Here is a 24,782-nt window from a genome sequence, read left to right on the forward strand (position 1 = left end):
CCAACGGCCCCAACGACCACCCATCACCCGCAATGTGATGAACCACCACCACCAGCACCTGCTCACCCCCCGACACCGACCACAACCACGCCCGCACCGGCACCTCAACCGACAGATCGAACGCGTACCGAGCCGCCTCCCGCACCGCCCCCGCCAGGTCGGCGTCAGCGACCTCCGCCACGGACAGCTCCCAGCTCAGCTCCTCAGGAGGCACCACCCGCTGGTAGGGCTCCCCGTCCACCTCGGGGAACACCGTCCGCAGCACCTCGTGCCGCTCGATCACGTCCCGGAGCGCCAGGCCCAGCGCCTCGGCGTCCACGCCCCCGAGCCGCAGCACGACCGGGATGTTGTACGTGGCGCCGGGCCCCTCCAACTGCCCGAGGAACCACACCCGCCGCTGCGCGAACGACAGCGGCACCCGCTCCGGCCGCCGTTCCGCCGCGCGCAAGGCCCGCCGTGCCACCCCGGCGCTCCCCAGCCGGCTCGCGAGTCCCGCCACCGTGGGCGTCTCGAAGAGCAGCCGCAGGGGCACCTCGACGCCCAGCACCGTACGGACCCGGCTGATCAGCCGCACCGCCAGCAGCGAATGCCCGCCCAGCGCGAAGAAGTCGTCATCCACCCCGACCCCCGGCAACCCCAGCACCTGCGCGAACACCCCGCACAGGAGCTCTTCGTGGGGAGTCCCCGGCGCCCGGCGGCCTTGGCCGCCCGCGTAGTCCGGCGCCGGCAAGGCCCTGCGGTCGACCTTCCCGTTGGCCGTCAGGGGAAGCGCGTCGAGCAGCAGCACCGTGGACGGCACCATGTATCCGGGCAGGTGCCGGGCCACGTGATCGAGGATCTCCGCAGCGTCCGGTTCGTGGCCTGGCGCCGGTACGACGTACCCGACCAGGCGCGGTCCGGCGGCCGGATCCTCGTGTACGGCCACCGACGCCCGCGCCACCTGGTCGTGGCGGTCGAGCACGGCCTCGATCTCGCCCAGCTCGATGCGGAACCCGCGAACCTTGACCTGGTCGTCGGTACGCCCCAGACATTCCAGCGTGCCGTCGGCCCGCCACCGCGCCAGGTCGCCGGTCCGGTACATGCGTTCGCCGGCCGGGCCGTAGGGGGCGGCCACGAAGCGTTCGGCCGTCAGGCCGGGCCTGCGCAGGTAGCCGCGGGCGAGCTGGGCGCCCGCCAGGTACAGCTCGCCGGCGACCCCGGCCGCCACGGGCCGCAGCGCCCGGTCCAGTACGTAGGCGCGCGTGTTCGCGAACGGCCGCCCGATCGTCACGGGCCCGCCGTCGACCCGCGCCGACGTGGCCCAGACGGTGGCCTCGGTGGGGCCGTACATGTTGTCGGCCCGCGCACCCATGGTCCTGATGCGTGCGGCCAGCTCCTCGGGCAGCGCCTCGCCGCCGACGAGCATCCGCACGCCGCCCGGCCAGTCGCCGGTGTCGAGCAGGGCCCGCCACAGGGACGGCACCGCCTGCACAACCGTGGCGCCGCTGCTCCGCACCAGCTCAATCAGGGCGGCCGGCTCGCGTACCGTCTCCCTGCGGGCGAGCACCACCCGCGCGCCGCGTACGAGCGGCAGGAACAGTTCCAGTGCCGCGATGTCGAACGACACCGTGGTCACCGCGACCAGGCGGTCGTCCGCGCCGAGGGGCACCCGCGCGGCGGCGGCCCGGAGGTGGCCGGCCAGCGCCCGGTGCGTGATGACGACGCCTTTGGGACGTCCCGTCGAGCCCGAGGTGTAGATGACGTAGGCCGGGTGACCGGGCGACGGCGCGCTACCACGGTGCGGCGGCAGCGGGGCCGGGTCGGGGGCGCCGTTCACGACGAGGGTCTCGGTGGTGGCGGGCGGCAGGCTCGCGGCGGTGCCGGGTGAGGCGAGAATGAGGACCGGCGCCGCGTCTGCCAGCATGGAGCCGATCCGCCCCGCCGGATACTCGGGGTCGATCGGCAGGTACGCGCCTCCGGCCTTGAGCACGGCGAGCAGGGCGACGACCAGCTCGGCGTCCCGTTCCATCGCCACCGCGACCACCGACTCCGGGCCGACGCCGCGCCTCCGCAACGCGTGCGCCAGCCGGTCCGCGCGGGCGTCGAGCTCGGCGTAGGTCAGCTCCAGGTCGTCCGACGTCACCGCGACCGCGTCGGGTGTGCGGGCCGCCTGGGCCTCGAACAGCTCGGGCAGCGTCACGTCCGGCACGTCGGCCGCCGTGTCGTTCCATTCGCGCAGGACCCGGGACAGCTCGGCCCCGTCGAGTGCCTCGATGGCGTCGAGCGGCAGGTCGGGGCCGCCGTTCAGGGCGTCTTCCAGCGCGGCGGTCAGGTTCTCGGCGGCGGTGCGCGCCAGCCTGCCCACGGCCTCCGGGTCGATGGGGGCGACCGCGTCCACGGTCAGCGCGAGCCCGTCGCCGTCGTCCTCGACAGCGACGCCGAGAGGGTAGTTCGTGTGCTCGCGGGCGAGCAGCAGCCGGATGCCCTCGATCTGCCCTCCGCCGTCCCCTCCGCCGCGGCCGGTGTTGTGCCGGTAGTTGAGGAAGGAGGTGAACAGGGGTGTGTCGGCGGGCACGCCACTGGCCTGCTGGGCGAGCGCGAGGGGGGCGTGCTCGTGCTCCATGAGCCGGGCGAGCTGGCCGCGCAGCTCCGACACGGCCCCGAGCACGGTCAGCTCGTGGGTGCGCACGCGTACCGGCAGGGTGTTGATGTACGGGCCGGGCACCTGGCCGGAGCCGGCGCCCGCGTGCATCCGCCCGAACAGCACGGTCCCGAACACCACGTCGTCGCGGCCGGAAAGCGCGGCGACCACCCGTGCCCATGCCACGTGCAGGAGCGTCGCGGCGCTGACCCCCAGCCTCCTGGCGACCGCGCGCAGCCGCCGCTGCGATTCCTCGGGAAACGCCACGGCCCGGCGTACGACGTCGCTCCCGTCGCCGCGCGCGTCGACCAGCCCGAACGGCGTGGTCGGCTCGGTGACGTCGCCGAGCAGGCCGGCGAAGTGGCGCTCATGCCCGGCGCGGTCCACGGAGTCGCGGGCCTGGGCCACGAAGTCGCGAAACGGCCGTGGCTCCGCGAGCTCGCCGCCGCGGCCGGCGAGGAACGCCAGCACCTCGGCGAGCAGCACCTCCAGCGCCATGTGGTCCTGCACCATGTGGTGCACCCTGGCCAGGGCCACCCATCGGCCGCCGGGCGCGGCCGTCGTGTGCACGCTGATCATGGGGGCGCGGCCGAGGTCCATGGTCTGGCCGACGTGCGCGGCCAGCCGTTCGGCCAGGTCGCCGTGCTGCTCGGGCAGCGTCACCTCCTCGACCGGGAGGAGCGCGTGCCGCCAGACGACCTGCACCGGCTCGCGCAGCCCTTCCCACACGATCGAGGTGCGGTAGATGTCGTGGCGGTCGACGACTCGCCGCAGGGCCTCCACGAAGGCGGCGAGCCGTTCGCGGGAGTCGAACTCCAGCACGGTCGGCATCACGTACGCGTCCCGGCCGCCGTCGGCCAGGAGGTGGTGGAACAGCAGCCCTTCCTGCAGCGGCGCCAGCGGGTAGACGTCGGCGATGTTCGCCGCCCCGCCCTCGACGGTGGCCACGACCCGGTCGATCTCTCCGGTGGTCAGGTCCACCAGCGGCAGCATCTCCGGGGTGAGCTCCGTCGCCCCGGCGGGGATCAGGTTGTCCGGCACCGCCGCCCGCTCCACGCCCGCCGACGTGGCCAGGCCGGCCGGGGTCGGGGTCTCGAAGAGGGCGCGTACCGGCACGTCCAGGCCCTGGGCGCGCAGTCGTTCCGCCAGGCGGAGTGCCAGCAGCGAGTGGCCGCCGAGCGCGAAGAAGTCGTCCTCGGGGCCCACCCGCTCCAGGCCGAGAACCTCGGCGAACGCCGCGCACAGCAGCTCCTCGCGCGGGTCGGCCGGGCCGCGCCCGGTGGCGGCCAGGGCGGTGAGGTCGGGACTCGGCAGGCTCTTGGTGTCGACCTTGCCGTTCGGGGTCAGCGGGAGCTCGTCGAGGGTCACCACCGCCACGGGGACCATCGACTCGGGCAGGTGCCGCCGGACGAACGCCTTCAGCTCCGCCGCGTCGACGACGGCTCCGGGGGCGGGCACCACGTAGGCGACGAGCCGGCGGTCGGTCGCGCGCTCCCGGGGCTGGTCCCGGCCGGGCACGATGACGAGCTCGCCGCCGGTCGTCCACCGCGCCCGGTGGCCGGTGCGGTACAGCAGGGTGCCATCTGACGTGAACGGGTTGGCCACGAACTGTTCCGGACGCGGTCCGGACGCGGCCACGTACAGGTCGCCGAGCACGCCGATGGGTGTGGGGGTGAGGAATTCGTCCAGCACGTATGCCCGCGTGGCCAGGGCTCGCATGTCGTCGGGGACCGGGACCGTCGCCGAGGCGACCTTGCTCCACTCCGCCAGCACGCGCCATCGTTCCCCGGGGTCGAGCACGTCCACCGCGCTCAGGCGGGCACCGGGCTCGGCGCTCACCTGTTCGAGCACCCGGATGAGCCGCCCGGCCAGAGCCGTGACGGTGCCGCGGTCGAACACGTCGGCGGCGGCGGTGATGACGCCGCGCATCCCGGCCGGGGCGCCGGCGGCGTCGAACAGCTCGCCGAACGACACCTCAAGGTCGAACTTCGCCCCCAGGGCCCCGGGCGTGCCGTCCTGAGGGGCGCCGGACTCGTCCACGACGGTCCTGGTGGCGTTCTGCAGGGTCAGCATCACCTGGAACAGCGGGTGGCGCGCCAGTGAGCGGGCGGGCGCGAGCTCCTCGACGACCTTCTCGAACGGCACGTCCTGGTGCTTGAACGCGGCCACGTCCGTCTTCCTGACCCGGGCCAGCACGTCGGTGAACGTGGGGTCCCCGGACAGGTCCGTACGCAGGACCAGGGTGTTGACGAAGAAGCCGATCAGGTCGTCGAGGGCCTCGTCGGTGCGCCCGGCGACGTCCGTGCCGATCGGCAGGTCGGCGCCCGCGCCCATCCGCGCCAGCAGCACGGCGAGCGCGGCCCGCACCGCCATGAAGACGGTCGCTCCCTCGGCCCGCGCCACCGCCACCAGCCGCGCGTGCACCTCGGCCGGGATCTCCAGCCGCTCGCTCAGCCCCCGGTAGGAGGCCACCGGCGGGCGGGGCCGGTCGAACGGCAGCGCCAGCTCCTCGGGCGCGCCGGTCAGGGCCGCGCGCCAGTGGGCGAGCTGGCGGGACATGACGCTGTCCGGGTCGTCCTCGTCGCCGAGCAGCTTGCGCTGCCACATCGTGTAGTCGGCGTACTGGACCGGGAGCGGCGCCCAATCCGGCTCCCGGCCCGCACTCCTGGCGGCGTAGGCCACGGAGACGTCCCTGGTCAGCGGCCCCATCGACCAGGCGTCGCCCGCGATGTGGTGCAGCACCACGGTGAGCACCTGCCGGTCGTCGCCCGCGCGGAACAGCCAGGCCCGGATCGGGATCTCACGCGCCAGGTCGAACGGGTGCGCGCCGGCCGCAGCCACCGCGTCGTCCAGCTCCTCCGGCGCCACGTCGGCGACCGCCAGCTCCCACGCCAGGTCGCCGAGCGGGATGACGCGCTGGTACGGCTCGCCGTCTACGGTCTCGACCACCGTGCGCAGCACCTCGTGCCGTCCGATGACGTCACGGAGCGCGGCGTCGAGCGCGTCCCGGTCGGCCCGTCCGGGCAGCGTCCGGACGACCGGGATGTTGTACGTCGCGCTCGGCCCCTCCAACTGCCCGATGAACCACAACCGGCGCTGCGCGAACGACAACGGGATCATCAGGACTCCTTCTCGACACGCAGGGGCAGCAGCGCCGGCCTGGAGGACCGCTCGTCACCCAGCCGCCGGGCGAGCCCCGCCGGGGTGGGCGCGTCGAAAAGCGCCGCGAGGTCGGCTTCGACGCCCAGGACGGTCCTGATCCGGCTCATCAGCCGCACGGCGAGCAGCGAGTGGCCGCCGAGCGCGAAGAAGTCGTCGTCCACGCCGATCCGCTCCAGCCCGAGGACCTGGGCGAACGCCTCGCACAGGAGCTCCTCCCTGGCGTCGGCCGGGGCGCGGCCCTCGCCCGCCGCGTGCTGGGGGGCGGGCAGTGCCCGGCGGTCGAGCTTGCCGTTCACCGTCAGCGGCAGCGCGTCGAGCACGACCACCGCGGACGGCACCATGTGCGCGGGCAGCCGCTCGGCCGCGAAGCGCCGCACCGGGCCGGAGAGCGCGTCCGCGCCCACGACGTAGGCCACCAGACGGACGCCGCCGGGCGTGTCCTCGCGAGCGATCACGGCTGCCTGCTCGACCTGCGGGCAGCCGGACAGCACCGCCCGTACCTCACCCGGCTCGATCCGGAACCCGCGGATCTTCACCTGGTCGTCGGCCCGCCCGGCGAACACCAGCCGGCCGCCGGCGTTCCATCGCGCCCGGTCGCCCGTCCGGTACATCCGCGCGCCGGCCCCGCCGAAGGGGCAGGCCACGAACCGCTGCGCGGTCAGCGCCGGTCGGCCCAGGTAGCCGCGGGCGAGCTGGCCGCCGGCCACGTACACCTCGCCGAGGGTTCCGGCGGGCACCGGGCGCAGCCGTTCGTCGAGCACGTACACGCTGAGGCCGGGGATGCCGCGGCCGATCACGCTGCCCGGCGCGTCGCCGCGGGGGCGCAGCTCGTGGAAGGTGACGTGCACGGTCGTCTCGGTGATGCCGTACATGTTCACCAGGCGCGGACCGGCGTCGCCGTGGCGCTCCCACCAGCCGGTCAGTCGTCCCGGGTCCAGCGCCTCACCGCCGAACACGATCGCGCGCACCGCGGCGACCGCTTCCGGTCGGTGTTCTTCGACGGCCATGAGCTGGTAGAACGCCGACGGCGTCTGGCTGAGCACGGTGACGCGTTCGCGCTCCAGGAGGCCGAGGAACTTCTCCGGCGAACGGGACACCTCGAACGGCACCACCACCACGCGCCCGCCGTGCAGCAGCGCGCCCCACAGCTCCCACACCGAGAAGTCGAACGCGAACGAGTGGAACCAGCTCCACACGTCGCCGGGCCCGAAGTCCAGCAGCGCGCGTGTCTGCGCGAACAGGCTGGTGACGTTGTCGTGGGTGACCGCCACGCCCTTCGGGCGGCCGGTCGAGCCGGAGGTGTAGATCACGTACGCGGGGTGTCCGGGCGCGGGCGCCTGCCGCTCCCCGGCCACCGGCGCGTCCGGCTCGTCGGGATCGTCCGCCGGCAGCCACGGCACGCCGTCCGGCAGGCGGTCGCGTAAGTCCGCCGAGCTGAGGACGTACCGGGCGTGTGCGTCGGCCAGTGCGTACGCGATCCGCTCCGCCGGGTACGCCGGGTCCACCGGCAGGTACGCGCCGCCTGCCTTGAGGACGCCGAGCGCGGCCGTCACGAGGTCGATCCCGCGCTCCAGGCAGACGCCGACCACCGATTCGGGGCCGACGCCGCGCCGGATCAGCAGTCTGGCCAGCCGGTTCGCGCGGGCGTCGAGCTCCGCGTACGTCACCGTGACGCCGTCCGCCACGATGGCGGTCGCGTCCGGGGTGCGCGCGGCCTGGGCCTCGAACAGCTCCGGCAGCGTGGCGGGCTCGGCCTGGATCGGGGCGGCGTTCCACTCGGTGAGCAGGCGGTGGCGCTCGTCGGCGTCGAGCAGTTCGACCGAGCTGAGCCGGGTCCGGGGGTCGGTGAGGAGGAGGTCCAGGAGCCGGGTGAGGCGAGCTCCGATCCGGGTGACGGAGCCGGGGTCGAACAGGTCGGCGGCGCCGATCAGCGAACCGCGCACCCCGGTGGGCATGCCGCCGGGGCCGGACGTCTCGGTGAGCCGCAGCTCCAGGTCGAACTTGGCGGCGGGGGCACCGGCGGACAGCTCCCCGGTCCGCACGCCGGGCAGCTCCAGCGTGGCCTCGGCGGTGTTCTGCAGCGTCAGCATCACCTGGAAGAGGGGGTGGCGGGCGCGGGATCGGGCCGGGGCGAGCTCTTCGACGAGCTTCTCGAACGGCACGTCCTGATGGGCCAGTGCCCGCAAGCTCGTCTCACGGACCCGAGCCAGCAGATCGGTGAACGTCGGATCGCCGGACAGGTCCGTTCGCAGCACCAGCGTGTTGATGAAGAAGCCGACCAGGTCGTCCAACGCCTCATCGGTACGTCCCGCGTTCGCCGTACCGATGGGCACATCCCCACCCGCACCCAAACGCGACAACAACACCGCCAACGCGGCCTGGACCACCATGAACGTGGTCACTCCCGCAGCTCGCGCCACCGCGTGCACCTGGGCCGGGACCTCCACCGGCACACTGTGCCCATGGTGGGAGGCCACGGCCGGGCGCGGCCGATCGAACGGCAGCTCCAACTCCTCCGGCACCCCGGCCAACGCCTCCCGCCAATACGCCACCTGACCTGCGATCACACTGTCCGGATCCTGCTCGTCCCCCAGCAACTCCCGCTGCCACAACGCGTAATCGGCGTACTGGACGGGCAGCGGCGTCCACGCCGGTGCCCTCCCCGCGCAGCGGGCCGCATAGGCGACGGACACATCCCGGGCCAGCGGCGCCCGCGACCAGCCATCACTGGCGATGTGATGCAACACCACCACCAGCACCCGCTCCCCCGGCCCTGCCTCGAACAACGACGCCCTGATCGGCGCCTCGGTGGTGAGGTCGAACGCGTGTCGTGCCTCCCGGGCAACCGCCGCCTCCAGTTCGTCCGGGGTGACCTCGGCCGTCCGGAGTTCCCAGGTGAGTTCATCGAGCGGGACGACGTGCTGGCGGGGCTCGCCGTCCGTGGCGGGGAACGTCGTGCGCAGGACCTCGTGCCGGCCGATGACGTCCCGCAGTGCCCGGCCGAGCGCCTGAGTATTCACGTCGCCGCCGAGTCGCAGCACGATCGGGATGTTGTAGGTGGCGCTGGGGCCTTCGAGCTGGCCGATGAACCACAGACGCTGCTGCGCATACGACAGCGGCACCCGCTCCGGCCGCTCCACCGCCGTCAACGGGAGACGGGCCGTGTCCGCGTCGTCCAGCCGGGCGGCCAGCGCGGCCACGGTCGGCGCCTCGAACAACATCGACAGTGCCGGCTCCACGCCCAGCAGCGCCCGGATCCGGCTGACCAGTCGCACCGCCAGCAGCGAGTGCCCGCCGAGCGCGAAGAAGTCGTCCTCCACGCCGACTTCGGGCAGCCCCAGTACGTCGGCGAACGCCTGGCAAAGAAGCTCTTCCCACGCTGTGGCGGGGGCGCGGCCCGCGCCTGCGGTGTGTTCGGGGGCCGGTAGGGCCGCGCGGTCCAGCTTGCCGTTCGCGGTGAGCGGCAGCGCGTCGAGCACGACCACCGCAGACGGCACCATGTAGTCGGGCAGCCGGTCGGCGGTGTAACGGCGCACCAGGTCGGACTGCACGTCCGTGCCCACGACATAAGCCACCAGACGGACATCCCCGGGGAGGTCCTCACGAGCGACCACCGCAGCCTGCGACACCAGCGGATGCGCCGCAAGCACGGCCTGCACCTCGCCCGGCTCGATCCGGAAACCACGGATCTTCACCTGGTCGTCGGCGCGGCCCAGGAACATGAGCTGCCCATCGGCCGACCAGCGCACGCGGTCTCCCGTGCGGTACATCCGGGCGCCTGGCTCGTACGGACAGGCCACGAAACGTTCAGCCGTCAGATCAGTGCGGCCGACATACCCACGAGCCACCTGAACACCGGCGATGTACAACTGACCCGCCACACCCGGCACCACCGGACGCAACCGATCATCCAGCACATACAGGCGACAGTTGGCGATCGGCCGCCCGATCGGCACCGACTCTCCCACCACCGTGCCCGCCCGCACCTCGAACACACAACAACCCACCACCGTCTCCGTCGGCCCATACTCATTCACCACCACCGACCCCGGAGACCGCGCCAACCACGACCGCACCAAAGCACCAGGCAACGCCTCACCACCCACCACCCACGTACGCCCGACATCCCCCACCACCGACCCGGCCAGCAGACTCAAATGCGCCGGAACCACCTTCACCAGCCCCACACCAGGCAGAGCCTCCGCCAGCCCTCCATCGCTCACCACCACCGCCGCCCCCGATACCAACGGCACCCACAAGCTCGTCACCGTCAGATCGAAGGCCACCGACGAATGCAACGGCGCGCCCTCACCCACCCCATAAGCCGCCGACGCCCACCCCACGTAATTCGCCAACCCCGCCTGCGACACCACCACACCCTTCGGCCGACCCGTCGACCCCGAGGTGTAAATCACGTAGGCCACCTGCCCACCGGCCATCACGCGCTCCGGCCTCACCGCAGGCACGGCCGCCAGCCGCAGCTTCGTGACGGCGTCATCGAGGACCAGCAACCGCGCCCGGCCCGCCGGCAACTCCTCCGCGATCTCCGCGCTGGTGACCGTCAGCACCGCCCGGCTGTCACCCAGCAGGTATCCGATCCGCTCCACCGGCAGACCAGGATCGATCGGCACATAACCCGCGCCTGCCTTCCACACCGCCAGCAACGCCACCACCAGCTCAACACCACGCTCCAAACACACCCCCACCACCGACTCGGCACGAACCCCCTCACCGACCAGCACCTGCGCCAGCCGATTCGCCCGCTCATCCAGATCGGCGTAGCTAACCTCCTCTGAGGCCACCACCGCGACCGCGTCAGGCCGAAGAGCCACCCGCGCCTCGAACAACTCCACCACCGGAACACCGGTGTCGCCGGCAGTGTCGTTCCACTCCTCCAGCACCCGCCGCCGCTCCCCGGAATCCAGCACGTCAACGGCTTCGATCCGGGCCTGTGGGTCCGTGACGAGGAGTTCCAGCATGTGGGCGAGCCGCGTCGCGATCCGGCCGACCGAGGCAGGGTCGAACAGGTCGGCCGCCCCGATCACGGAACCGCGCACTCCAGCGGGCGTCCCTTGGGGGTCGAAGACCTCGCCGAGGCGTACTTCCAGATCGAACTTGGCCACGGACGCCCCGGCCGCGATGCCACCCGCCCGCACCCCGGGCAGCTCCAGCACGGCCTCGGCGATGTTCTGCAGGTCGAGCTGCACCTGGAACAGCGGGTGCCGGGCTCTCGACCGGCTCGGGGCGAGCTCTTCGACAAGCTTCTCGAACGGCACGTCCTGATGGGCCAGAGCCCGCAGACTCGTCTCACGCACGCGAGCCAGCAGATCGGTGAACGTCGGATCGCCGGACAGATCCGTCCGCAGCACCAGCGTGTTGATGAAGAACCCGACCAGATCATCCAACGCCTCATCAGTACGTCCCGCGTTCGCCGTACCGATGGGCACATCACCACCCGCACCCAAACGCGACAACAACACCGCCAACGCGGCCTGGACCACCATGAACGTGGTCACCCCCGCAGCCCGCGCCACCTCCACCAGCCGCGCGTGCACCTCGGCCGGAACCTCCACCGGCACACTGTGCCCACGGTGGGAAGCCACGGCCGGGCGCGGCCGATCGAAAGGCAGCTCCAACTCCTCCGGAACCCCGGCCAACGCCTCCCGCCAATACGCCACCTGACCCGCGATCACACTGTCCGGATCCCGCTCATCACCCAGCAACTCCCGCTGCCACAACGCGTAATCGGCGTACTGGACGGGCAGCGGCGCCCACTCCGGCACCCTCCCCGCACAGCGAGCCGCATAGGCGACGGACACATCCCGCGCCAGCGGCGCCCGCGACCAGCCATCGCTGGCGATGTGATGCAACACCACCACCAGCACCCGCTCCCCCGACCCGACCTCGAACAACGACGCCCTGATCGGCACGTCAATGGTCAGATCGAACGCACGCGCCACCGCCTCGGCCACCGCTTCATCCAGCTCCGCCGGTGCCACGTCGGCCACCGGCATTCGCCACATCAGCTCATCAACCCGCAGAACCCGCTGGTAAGGCTGGCCATCGGCGACAGGGAAGACCGTCCGCAGCACCTCGTGCCGCTCGATCACGTCCCGCAGCGCCGCGCCGAGCGCCTCTACGTCCACGTCTCCAGAAAGGCGCAACACGATCGGCACGTGGTAGGTGGTGCTCGGTCCTTCGAGCTGACCGATGAACCACAGTCGCTGCTGCGCGTACGACAGCGGCACCCGCTCCGGCCGCTCCACCGCCGTCAACGGGAGACGTGCGGTGCCCGCGTCGTCCAGGCCGGAGGCCAGCCCGGCCACTGTCGGCGTCTCGAACACCGCGCGGATCTCGATCTCGACGCCGAGCAGGGCGCGGATGCGGCTGACCAGGCGGACGGCGAGCAGGGAGTGGCCGCCGAGCTCGAAGAAGTCGTCATCGATGCCGACCGCCGGCACTCCCAGCACCTCGGCGAAGGCCGCGCACAACGCCTGCTCCCGTGGATTGGACGGCCCGCGTCCGGCGCCGGCCGTGGCGGCGAGATCGGGGGCGGGCAGAGCATGACGGTCCAGCTTGCCGTTCCCGGTCAGCGGCAACGCCTCCAGCACCACCCACGCCGACGGCACCATGTGCTCCGGCAACCGCTCGGCCGCGAACCGCCGCACGACGGATGGCAACTCCGTCACACTCTCCGCATCACCCGCCACCAGATACCCGACCAGCCGCACCTCCCCCTCCTGGCGAGCCACCACGACCACCTGCTCCACACCGGGACAGCCGGCCAGCACAGCGGTGACCTCGCCCGGCTCCACCCGGAACCCACGGATCTTCACCTGGTCGTCCACCCGGCCCGCGAACACCACCTCACCGTCGGCGGTCCAGCGGGCGCGGTCGCCGGTGCGATACATCCGCCCGTCCTCGAACGGACACGCCACGAACCGTTCGGCGGTGAGAGCCGCACGGCCGAGGTAACCACGGGCCAGTTGCGCCCCGGCGATGTACAGCTCTCCGGTGACACCCGGCGGCACGGGGGTGAGGTGGTCGTCCAGCACATACAGGCTGGTGTTGGCGACCGGTGTGCCGACCGGGACCTGTCCTCCGTGCAGGCGGGTGGTGGCCACGCCGATCGTCGTCTCGGTCGGGCCGTAGTGGTTGAACACCGCACACCCACGCTGCTCGGCCACCGCCAGCAGCTCATCCACCCAGCCCGGCGCGGCAGCCTCCCCGCCCAGCACCAGCGACCGGCCGGGCAGCAGCTCAGCCGACGCGCCCAGAGCGGCCAGGTGTGAGGGGACCATCTTCACGAAGTCGATGCGCCGCCCGGCCAGCAGCGCGCTCAACGCCGCCGGATCGGTGGCGGCCTCCTCTCCGACGATGTGGAGCTGCCCACCCGTCGTCAAGCTGGCAAACACCACCGTGTTCCCCAGATCGGTCGCCTGCCCCTGCACCAGCGCATACCGGCCACCATCCATACCGAGCCGACCGGGCACCGAAGCCACATAGTTGGCCAGCGCCGCCTGCGTCACCACCACCCCCTTCGGCCGGCCCGTCGAACCAGAGGTGTAGATGACATACGCCGCCTGACCGCCGTGCACCACCCGCTCCGGCCGGGTCGCGGGGGCGGCCCACAGACGCAGGGTCGTGAAGGTGCCGTCGAGGACCAGTTGCCTGCCCCGGCCCGCCGGAAGCTCCTCCGCGATCTCCTCACTCGTCACCGTCAGCACCGCACGGCTGTCGGCGAGCAGGTACGCGATCCGCTCCACCGGCTGACGGGGATCGATCGGCACATAAGCCGCCCCCGCCTTCCACACCGCCAGCAACGTCACCACCAGATCAACACCACGATCCAGACACACCCCGACCACCGACTCAGCCCCCACCCCCTCACCGACCAGCACATGAGCCAGCCGATTGGCCCGCTCATCCAGCTCGGCACAAGAAATTTCCTCTGCCGTCACCACCGCGACCGCATCAGGCCGGAGAGCCACCTGCGCCTCGAACAACTCCACCACCGACGCGCCCACATCACCGGCCGCCGTGTCGTTCCACTCATCCAGCACCCGACGCCGCTCATCACCACCGAGCAGATCCACCGCACTCAACCGCGTCCGCACATCGGCGCTCACCGTCTCCAGCACCCGCACCCAATAGCCCGTGATCCGCCCGGCCCACTCCGGATCGAACAGATCCGTCGCCACCGTCACCGAACCCCGCACCCCCGCAGGCGCCCCTTGCCCGTCGAACGCCTCGCTCACCATCACGTCGAGATCGAACTTCGCCGCCGACCTTCCGGCTCCCGCCACAGGAGCAGGACCCGTCCGTACGCCCGGCAGATCCAGTACCGCGTCGATCGTGTCCTGCTTGGTCAGGACCACCTGGAACAGTGGGTGCCGCGCCATCGACCGCGACGGCGCCAGCTCCTCCACCAGCCGCTCGAACGGCACGTCCTGATGCGCGAACGCCGCCAGAGCGCGCTCCCGCACCCGTCCCAGCAGCTCACGGAACTCCGGATCCCCGGACAGGTCCGCCCGCACGACCAGGGTGTTGACGAAACACCCCACCAGATCATCCAGCGCCACATCCGTACGACCCGCGTTCGCCGACCCGATCGGAACGTCCGTCCCGGCACCGAGCCGCGACAACAACACCGCCAGCGCGGCCTGCAGCACCATGAACATCGTCACGCCCTCGGCCCGCGCCACCTCCACCAGCCGCGCGTGCACCTCAGCCGGCACCGACAACGGCACACTGTGGCCCCGATGCGAGGCCGCCACCGGACGCGGCCGGTCGAACGGCAACGCCAGCTCCTCCGGCGCCCCGGCCAGGGCGTCCCGCCAGTAGGCCGTCTGGGTGGAGATCAGACTGTCCGGATCATCCTCGTCGCCGAGCAAGTTCCGCTGCCACAGGGCGTAGTCGCCGTACTGGACCGGCAGCGGCTCCCACGCCGGCGCCCGTCCCTCGCGGCGTGCCGCGTAGGCCACCGACGCGTCCCTGGCCAGCGGCGCCATGGACCAGCCGTCGCCCGCGATGTGGTGGATCACCACGACCAGCACCCGCTCGTCCGCACCTGCCGCGAACAGCCAGGCCCGGATCGGCGTTTCCGACGACAGGTCGAACGCACAGCCCACCGCGTCGGCGACCGCGCCGTCCAGCCCGTCGCGCTCGACCTGGACGACGGACAGCTCCCAGTCGAGCTCGTCGATGGCGACGACCCGCTGATAGGGCTCGCCGTCCGCGACGGGGAAGACCGTCCGCAGCACCTCGTGCCGCCCGATCACATCCCGCAGCGCCGACCCCAGAGCCTCGACATCCACCTCGCCCCCGAGCCGCAGCACGATCGGCACGTTGTAGGTGGCGCTGGGCCCCTCCAACTGGCTGATGAACCACAAGCGCTGCTGCGCGTACGACAACGGCACGCGCCCCGGGCGTTCCACGGCCGCCAGCGCCGGCCGGGCCTGTCCCGCGCCGGCCAGCCGCTCGGCCAGCTGAGACACCGTCGGCGCCTCGAACAGCGCCCGCAACGGCAGCTCGGCCCCCAGCGCCGACCGGACCCGGCTGACCAGCCGCACCGCCAGCAGCGAGTGGCCGCCGAGCGCGAAGAAGTCGTCGTCGATACCCACCTGGGGCAGGCCCAGCACCTGCGCGAACACTCCGCACAGGAGCTCTTCACGCACGTCGGCCGGCCCCCGCCCAGCGGCGCCGCCGTACTCGGGCGCGGGCAGTGCCTTGCGGTCGAGCTTGCCGCTGGTGGTCACCGGCAGGGCGTCCAGCGTCACGATCGCGGCCGGCACCATGTGCGCGGGCAACCGCTCCGCCGCCAGCGCCCGTACCGACTCGGCGTCGGCATCGTTCGGTACGAGGTAGGCGACCAGCCGGCGGTCACCGGGGGTGTCCTCGCGCACCACCACCGCCGCCTGCGTCACCTGAGGGTGGGCGGCCAGTACCGCCTGCACCTCGCCCGGCTCGATCCGGAAGCCGCGGATCTTCACCTGCTCATCGGCCCGCCCGGCGAACACCAGCCGGCCCGATCCGTCCCAGCGCACCCGGTCCCCGGTCCGGTACATCCGCTCACCCGCCGGACCGAACCGATCGGCGACGAACCGCTCCCCGGTCAGCCCGGCACGCCCCGCGTAACCGCGCGCCACCTGCGCCCCGGCCAAGTACAACTCCCCCACCACACCCGGCGGCACCGGGCACAGCCACTCGTCGAGCACGTAAGCCCGCACGTTCACCTGCGGCCCGCCGATGGTCACCTCGCTGCCCGGGGCCAGGTCGTCGGTCAGCGCGGCGCACACCGTCACCTCGGTCGGCCCGTACGCGTTCACCAGCCGGCGTCCCACCCCCCATCGCGCCACCAAGTCCCCGCCCAATGCCTCGCCACCGGCCACCACCGTCCCCACTCCCGCCAGGTCGGCCGGTCCCACCACACCCAGCACCGACGGCGGCACCAGCACGTGAGACACCCCGAACCGCCGTACGACCCCGGCCAGACCCGCCCCCGGCAGCAGCTCCGCGGCCTCCGCCACCACCAGACAGCCGCCCGACCACAACGCCGCCAGCAGCTCCCAGCACGCCGCGTCGAACCCGGGCGACGCGAACTGCAGCACCCGATCGCCGGCCCCCACCCGCCAGCCCCCTGCCGCCAGCAGGTTCACCGCGCCCCCGTGCGTCACCACCACACCCTTGGGCCGCCCGGTGGACCCCGACGTATAGATCACGTACGCCGCGCACTCCGGCATCAGCCGTTCCCGCTCGCCCTCCCCCAGCGCCCCACCGGGCAGGGCCGTCAGCTCCGCCACCACGCCGGGGTCGTCCACGACCACCCGCGCCGCCCCGTCCGGCACCCGATCCGTCAGGGCCGAGGTCGTCACCACCGCCGCCGCCCCCGCGTCCACCAGCGAGAACTCGATCCGTTCTGCCGGATACACGGGATCCACCGGCAGGAACGCGCCCCCGGCCTTCAACACCCCCAAGACCGCGACCACCCACTCCACGCCCCGTTCGAGGCACACCCCCACCACCGACTCGACGCCCACGCCGCGCGCGGCCAGCAGCCGCGCCAACCGGTTCGCCCGCTCCTCCACGTCCGCATACGACAGCTCCACGCCGTCGCCGACCACCGCCGGTGCTCCAGGCGTGCGCCTCACCTGGGCCTCGAACAGCTCCACCAACGACGAGCCGTTCACCTGACCGGCCGTGTCGTTCCAGTCCGTCAGCACCCGCCGCCGCTCATCGGCGTCGAGCACCTCCACGGCGCTCAGCCGGGTCTGCGGCTCGGCCGTCAGCAGGGCCAGCACGCGGGTCAGCCGGTAGGCCAGCTTCTCGGCCGACCCCCGGTCGAAGAGGTCGGCGGACGTCACCAGCGAGCCCCGCACCCCCGCCGGGCCGCCCTGGGCGTCGAACGCCTCGCCGACCAGCACTTCAAGGTCGAACTTCGCCACAGGGGCACCGGCCGACATCCGTCCGGCCCGCGCGCCCGGCAGCTCCAGCTCCGCCTCACCGGCGTTCTCCAGCGTGAGCATCACCTGGAACAGCGGGTGCCGGGCCATCGACCGCGACGGCGCCAGCTCCTCCACCAGCCGCTCGAACGGCACGTCCTGATGCGCGAACGCCGCCAGGGTGGACTCCCGCACCCGGGCCAGCAGCTCACGGAAGGTCGGGTTCCCCGACAGGTCGGTACGCAGGACGAGCGTGTTGATGAAGAACCCGACCAGGTCGTCCAGCGCCTCATCGGTACGGCCGGCGTTCGCGGACCCGATGGGCAGGTCGGTCCCCGCCCCCAGCCGCGACAGCAGCACCGCGAGCGCGGCCTGCATCACCATGAACGTGGTCACGCCTTCGCCCCGCGCCACCTCGACCAGCCGCGCGTGCACCTCGGCCGGCACCTCGATCGGCACGGTGTGCCCGCGATAGGAGGTCACCGCCGGACGCGGCCGGTCGAACGGCAGCTCCAGCTCCTCCGGCGCCCCGGCCAGGGCCTCCCGCCAGTACGCGACCTGCCGCGAGATCAGGCTGTCCTGATCCCGCTCGTCGCCGAGCGACTCGCGCTGCCACAACGCGTAGTCGGCGTACTGGACGGGCAGCGGCGTCCACTCCGGCGCCTTTCCCGCGCGGCGGGCGGCATAGGCGGCGGAGACGTCCCGGGCCAGCGGCGCCCGCGACCAGCCATCGCTGGCGATGTGATGCAACACCACCACCAGGACCCGTTCGTCCGGCCCCGCCTCGCACAACGACGCCCGAATCGGCAGGTCAACGGTCAGATCGAACGCCTCCGCGACCGCCTGCGCGACCACGGCCTCCAGTTCATCCGGGGCGACCTCGGCCACCGGCATGCGCCACACCAGCTCATCAGGGCTCAGCACCCGCTGGTAGGGCTCGCCGTCGGCGACCGGGAAGACCGTCCGCAGCACCTCGTGCCGCTCGATCACGTCCCGCAGTGCCAGTCCCAGAGCGGCTACGTCCACCTCACCCCCGAGCCGCAGCACGATCGGGATGTTGTAGGTGGCGCTCGGTCCCTCCAGCTGGCCGATGAACCACAGGCGCCGCTGCGCGAACGACAGCGGCACCCGCTCCGGCCGCTCCACCGCCGTCAACGGGAGACGGGCCGTGCCCGCGTCGTCCAGCCGGGCGGCCAGCGCGGCCACGGTCGGCGCCTCGAACAACACCGACAGCACCAGCTCCACGCCCAGCAGCGCCCGGACCCGGCTGACCAGCCGCACCGCCAGCAGCGAATGCCCGCCCAGCCCGAAGAAATCGTCGTCCACGCCGACCTCGGGCAGCCCCAGAACGTCGGCGAACGCCCGGCACAACAGCTCTTCGCGCACCGTGGCGGGAGCACGGCCCGCCCCGGCCCGCTGCTCGGGTGCCGGCAGGGCCTTGCGATCCACCTTGCCGTTCGCGGTCAGCGGCAGCGCGTCGAGCACGACCACCGCAGACGGCACCATGTAGTCGGGCAGCCGGTCGGCGGCGTAACGGCGCACCAGGTCGGACTGCACGTCCGCGCCCACGACATAAGCCACCAGACGGGGATCGCCTGGGATGTCCTCACGGGCGACCACCACGGCCTGGGACACCAGCGGATGCCCCGCCACCACGGCCTGCACTTCGCCCGGCTCGATCCGGAAACCACGGATCTTCACCTGGTCGTCGGCCCGCCCGAGGTACTCCAGGTTCCCATCAGCGCTCCAGCGTGCGAGGTCGCCGCTGCGGTACATCCGGGCGCCGGGCTCGTACGGACAGGCCACGAAACGCTCAGCCGTCAGATCAGTGCGGCCGACATACCCACGAGCCACCTGAACACCGGCGATGTACAGCTCACCCGCCACGCCGAGTGGCACCGGGCGCAGCCCGGCGTCGAGCACATACAGGCGGCAGTTCGCGATCGGCCGCCCGATCGGCACCGACTCCCCGACCTCGACACCCGCCCGCACCTCGAACACACAGCAACCCACCACCGTCTCCGTCGGCCCATACTCATTCACCACCACCGACTCCGGAGACCGCGCCAACCACGAACGGACAAGCCCGCCGGGCAACGCCTCACCACCCACCACCCACGTCCGCCCGACATCCCCCACCACCGACCCGGCCAGCAGACTCAGATGCGCTGGAACCACCTTGACCAGCCCCACACCAGGCAGAGCCTCCGCCAGCCCTTCATCGCTGACCACCACCGCCGCCCCCGATACCAACGGCACCCACAAGCTCGTCACCGTCAGATCGAAGGCCACCGACGTGTGCAACGGCGCGCCCTCACCCACCCCATAAGCCGCCGACGCCCACCCCACGTAATTCGCCAACCCCGCCTGTGTCACCACCACGCCCTTCGGCCGGCCCGTCGACCCGGAGGTGTAGATCACGTAGGCCACCTGCCCGCCGATCATCACGCGCTCCGGCTTCACGGCGGGCACGGCCGCCAGCCGCAGTTTCGTGACGGCGTCATCGAGCACCAGCAACCGCGCCCGGCCCGCCGGCAACTCCTCCGCGATCTCCGCGCTGGTGACCGTCAGCGTCGCGCGGCTGTCACCCAGCAGGAACGCGATCCGATCCACCGGCTGGCGCGGATCAATCGGCACATAACCCGCCCCCGCCTTCCACACCGCCAGCAACGCCACCACCAGATCAACACCACGCTCCAAACACACCCCCACCACCGACTCGGCACGAACCCCCTCACCGACCAGCACCTGCGCCAGCCGATTCGCCCGCTCCTCCAGATCGGCGTAGGTAACCTCCTCTGAGGCCAGCACCGCGACCGCATCAGGCCGAAGAGCCACCCGCGCCTCGAACAACTCCACCACCGGAACACCGGCATCCCCGGCAGTGTCGTTCCACTCCTCCAGCACCCGCCGCCGCTCCCCGGAATCCAGCACGTCCAAGGCGCTCAGCGGCAGCTCGGGCCCGCCGTCCAGCGCCGACTCCAGCGCGTGCACGAGGTTGGCCGTGGCGGTGCGCACCAGCCGTGCCACCGCGCGCGGGTCGATGGGCGCGACCGCGTCCACGGTCAGCGACAGCGCACCGCCGTCGTCGTTGACGGCGACGGCCAGCGGATAGTTGGTGCGGTCATGCGTGAAGACCGTGCGGATGCCCTCGATCCCGCCTCCGGGACGGCCGGCGCCGGTGTTGCGCCGATAGTTGAAGAACGAGGTGAACAGGGGCGTGTCACCGGCGACCCCGCTGGCCCGCTGGGCGACGGCCAGGGACGCGTGCTCGTGTTCCAGCAGCTCCCCGAGCTGGTCGCGCATCGCCGACACCGCGGTCAGCACGCCCAGCTCGTCCGTGCGCACCCGTACGGGAAGGGTGTTCATGAACGGGCCGGGCACGCGGTCGGAACCCAGGCCCGCGTTCATCCGGCCGAACAGCACGGTCCCGAAGACCACGTCGGCCCGGCCGCTGACGGCGGCGAGCGCACGGGCCCAGGCCACGTGCATCACGGCCGCGGGGCTCACGCCCATGCGGAGCGCGGCGTCACGCAGCCGTGCGGTGAGTTCCGGGGGAAGGCCGAGCTCTTCCCGCGCCACTCCGGCGCCGTCGCCGCGCGCGTCCACCAGCCCGTACGGCGCCGTCGGCTCCCGCACGTCGCCCAGCAGCCCGGCGAAGTACCGCGCATGTTCGTCCACCTCGGCCCCGCCGCGGGCCTGTGCCACGAAGGTGCGGAACGGCAGCGGCTCGGGCAGCGTGTCGCCGTGCCCGGTGAGGAACGCCTGCACCTCGTCGAGCAGGACTTCCTTGGCCGTGTGGTCCTGCACCATGTGGTGGATGCGGAGCAGGGCCAGCCACCGGCCGTCGCCGCCCGGCCTGGCGGCCGTGTGCACCCTGATCAGCGGGGCGCGGGTCAGGTCCATCGATGATCCGCCCGCCGCCACCAGCTCGGCCACCGGGTCCCTGCCGTGGCGGCCGAGGGTCACCTCCTCGACGGGCAGGACCGCGCGGCGCCACACCACCTGCACGGGTTCGCGCAGCCCGTCCCAGACGATCCCGGTTCTGAGGATGTCGTGGCGGTCCACCACGCGCCCCAGCGCGTCGAGGAAGGCGTCGAGCCGCTCGCGGGAGTCGAACTCCGCGACGGTCGGCAGCGCGTACGCGTCGTCGCCGCCGTCGGCCAGCAGGTGGTGGAAGAGCAGGCCCTCCTGCAGCGGCGCCAGCGGGTAGACGTCGGCGACGTTGGCCGCGCCGCCTTCGACGGTGGCGACGACGCGGTCGATCTCCTCGCTCGTCAGGTCCGTCAGCGGCAGCATCCCGGGTGTGATCTCGGTGGCTCCGGCCGGGATCAGGTTGTCCGGCACGGTGACCGGTGCCGCGCCCGACGACCAGGCGAGGCCGGCCGGGGTGGGGGCCTGGAACAGCGCACGTACCGACACCTCGACTCCGCGCTCGCGCAGCCGTTCCACCAGGCGGATGGCCAGCAGCGAGTGGCCGCCCAGCGTGAAGAAGTCGTCCTCCACGCCGACCTCGGGCAGCCCCAGCACCTCGGCGAAGGCGGCGCGGACGAGCTCCTCCCGGGCGGTCGCGGGGCGACGGCCGGCGCCGGCGATGTGCTCGGGGGCGGGCAGGGCGCGGCGGTCCAGCTTGCCGTTCTGCGTCAGCGGCAGATCGTCCAGGACGACCACGGCCGACGGGACCATGTATTCCGGCAGCCGGCCGGCCGTGAAGCCGCGCACGGATTCGGGGAGGCCGGCCGGGTCGCCGGTGGGCACGACGTAGGCGACCAGGCGGGTCTCGCCCGGCGTGTCCTCGCGCGCGACGACGACCGCGCGCGCCACCGAGGGGTGGGCGGCGACGGCGGCCTGCACCTCGCCCGGCTCGATCCGGAACCCGCGGACCTTGACCTGCTCGTCGGCGCGCCCGCCGAAGACGAGCCGGCCGTCCTCGGTCCACCGGACCAGGTCGCCGGTCCGGTACAGCCGCTCGCCCGTCTCGAACGGGGAGGCCACGAAACGTTCGGCGGTCAGGGCGGGGCGTCCCGCGTAGCCTCGGGCGACCTGCGCGCCGGCGATGTAGAGCTCGCCCGCGACACCGGGCGCGACCGGCTCCAGGAAGTCGTCCAGCACGAACATGCGGGTGTTGGTGAGGGGCCCGCCGAACGGCACCGCGCCGTCCCCTGCGGGGTCCACGCGCCCGGCCGCGGTGATCACGGTCCCCTCGGTCGGCCCGTACGCGTGGACGAGCCGCCGCTCCCGCGCCCAGGCCCGTGCCAGGCCGGGCGGGATGTCCTCCGAGCCCACGACCATCGCCCCGACGCCGGACAGGTCAGCCGGCTCCAGGACCGCCAGCAGCGAGGGCACCACGCTGGCCGACCGCACCCCGGTCGTCTCGACGAGGGAGCGCAGCAGGGCCGGCTCCGCTCGTTCGGCCGCGCTCGCCACCACGAGCGTGCCGCCGCACGCCAGGGTCACCGCCACGTCCAGCACCGACGCGTCGAACGCGAACGACGCGAACTGCAGCACCGGCACGCCCGGGCCGACCTCCATCAGCGGCCCGAACACCGAGACGAGGTTCGCGAGGGAGGCGTGCTCGACCGCCACGCCCTTCGGCCGCCCGGTCGAGCCGGAGGTGTAGATGACGTACGCCAGCTCACCGGCCCCTGCTCGCGCCGGCGGTTCCGTGGCCGGGCAGGCGTCCAGGCGGGGGTCGTCGAGCAGGACCACGTGCTCGGCGCCGAGTCCGGCCGGCTCGCGGTCGCTCACCAGCACCCGCGCCTCGCTGTCGGCCACGGCGAAGGCCAGGCGGTCGGACGGGTGCGCGGGGTCGAGCGGCACGTACGCGCCACCGGCCTTCCACACGGCCAGGATCGCGGTCACGATGCCGGCGCCGCGCGGCAGGCACAGGCCGACCACCGACTCCGGGCCGACGCCGAGCGCGTTCAGGTGGTGGGCGAGCCGGTTGGCGCGGGCGTCGAGCTCCGCGTACGTCACCTTCTCGCCCTCGAACACGACCGCGGCCGCGTCAGGTGTGCGCAGGGCCTGGGCCGCGAACAGCTCCGGCACCGTGGCCGGCGGGATCTCGGCTGCCGTGGCGTTCCACTCGACGAGCATCCTGCGGCGCTCGTCCTCGCTGAGCACGCCGGTCTCGCTCAACCGGGTCTCCGGCTCGCCGGTCAGCACCTCGATCACGCGGCGCAGCCGTTCGGCGAACAGCGCGGCCGACCTCGCGGTGAACACGTCCGCCGACACGATCACCGAGCCGCGCAGCCCGGCCGGTTCGCCTCCGCCGCCGAACAGCTCGCCGACGCTGACCTCCACGTCGAACCTCGACACCGCGCCGCCGCCGCCACCGGCGCCGCCGTCGCGGAGCCCGTCCGAGACGCCGCCGGCGCGCACGCCCGGCAGGTCGACGGCCGCCTGCGCGACGTTCTGCACGGTGAGCAGGACCTGGAACAGCGGGTGGCGGGCCAGCGAGCGGCTCGGCGTCAGCTCCTCCACGAGCTTCTCGAACGGCACGTCCTGGTGGGAGAACGCCGACAGGCTCGTCTCCCGCACCCGGGCGAGCACCTGGCGGAAGTCGGGGTCGCCCGACAGGTCGGTACGCAGGACCAGCGTGTTGACGAAGAAGCCGACCAGGTCCTCCAGCGCGACGTCGGTGCGCCCGGCCACCACCTGGCCGATCGGGACGTCGGCGCCCGCGCCCAGCCGCGACAGCAGCATCGCCAGCGCCGCCTGCACCACCATGTACGTCGTGACGCCCTCGGCCCGCGCCACCTCGGCCAGCCGCGCGTGCGCGTCCGCGGGGATCTCGAACGGCGCGCTGTGCCCGCGGTGCGAGGCGACCGGCGGGCGCGGGCGGTCGAACGGCAGCGCCAGCTCCTCCGGCGCCCCCGCCAGGGCCTCCCGCCAGTAGGCGAGCTGGCGCGACATGACACTTTCCGGATCGTTCTCCGCGCCGAGCAGTTCGCGCTGCCACAGGGTGTAGTCGGCGTACTGGACGGCCAGCGGCTCCCAGCCGGGGGCACGGCCCTCGCGGCGGGCCGCGTACGCCACGGAGACGTCGCGGGCTAGCGGCCCCTTCGACCAGCCGTCTCCGGCGATGTGATGCAGCACGACGGCCAGCACGTGCTCGTCAGGACCAGCAGAGAACAGCCGGGCGCGGATGGGCACCTCGGCGGCCAGGTCGAACGTGTACCCGAAGACGTCCTCGACCGCTCCTGCCAGATCCGCGGGCGTGGCGGAAGGGGGAAGATCGACGAGGCCGAGCGCCCAGTCGAGGCCGTCCATGCCGAGGATGCGCTGGTACGGCTCGCCGTCGGCCACCCCGATCACCGTCCGCAGCACCTCGTGCCGCTCCAGAACGTCGCGCAGCGCGGCGGCCAGCGCCCGCTTGTCCACCTGGCCCGTCAGCCGCAGCGCCACCGGGATGTTGTAGGTCGCGCTCGGGCCGTCGAGCCGCTCGATGAACCACAACCGGCGCTGTGCGAATGACAACGGAATCATCAAGACCCCTTTTGCTCACGTTGTCCAGTGACGTTCTTGGGGCGAAAAGCCGCTGAAGCAGAATTCGGCGA

The 24,782-nt window shown here is 72.7% G+C and carries 2 protein-coding genes; both read right to left on the bottom strand.

Annotation, left to right across the window (positions count from 1 at the left end; genetic code table 11):
- On the bottom strand, nt 1–5,740 hold a 5,740-nt coding region (locus ABEA43_RS65710; protein WP_345580411.1), incomplete at its 3' end, for an amino acid adenylation domain-containing protein.
- Nucleotides 5,740–24,711 (bottom strand): non-ribosomal peptide synthase/polyketide synthase, encoded by an 18,972-nt coding sequence (locus ABEA43_RS65715; RefSeq protein WP_345580415.1) that lies wholly within the window; start codon nt 24,709–24,711, stop codon nt 5,740–5,742. The genes ABEA43_RS65710 and ABEA43_RS65715, both read right to left, overlap by 1 nt.
- Nucleotides 24,712–24,782: the final 71 nt, after the last annotated feature.

The organism is Nonomuraea rosea (genome assembly GCF_039539705.1).
Classification (GTDB): domain Bacteria; phylum Actinomycetota; class Actinomycetes; order Streptosporangiales; family Streptosporangiaceae; genus Nonomuraea; species Nonomuraea rosea.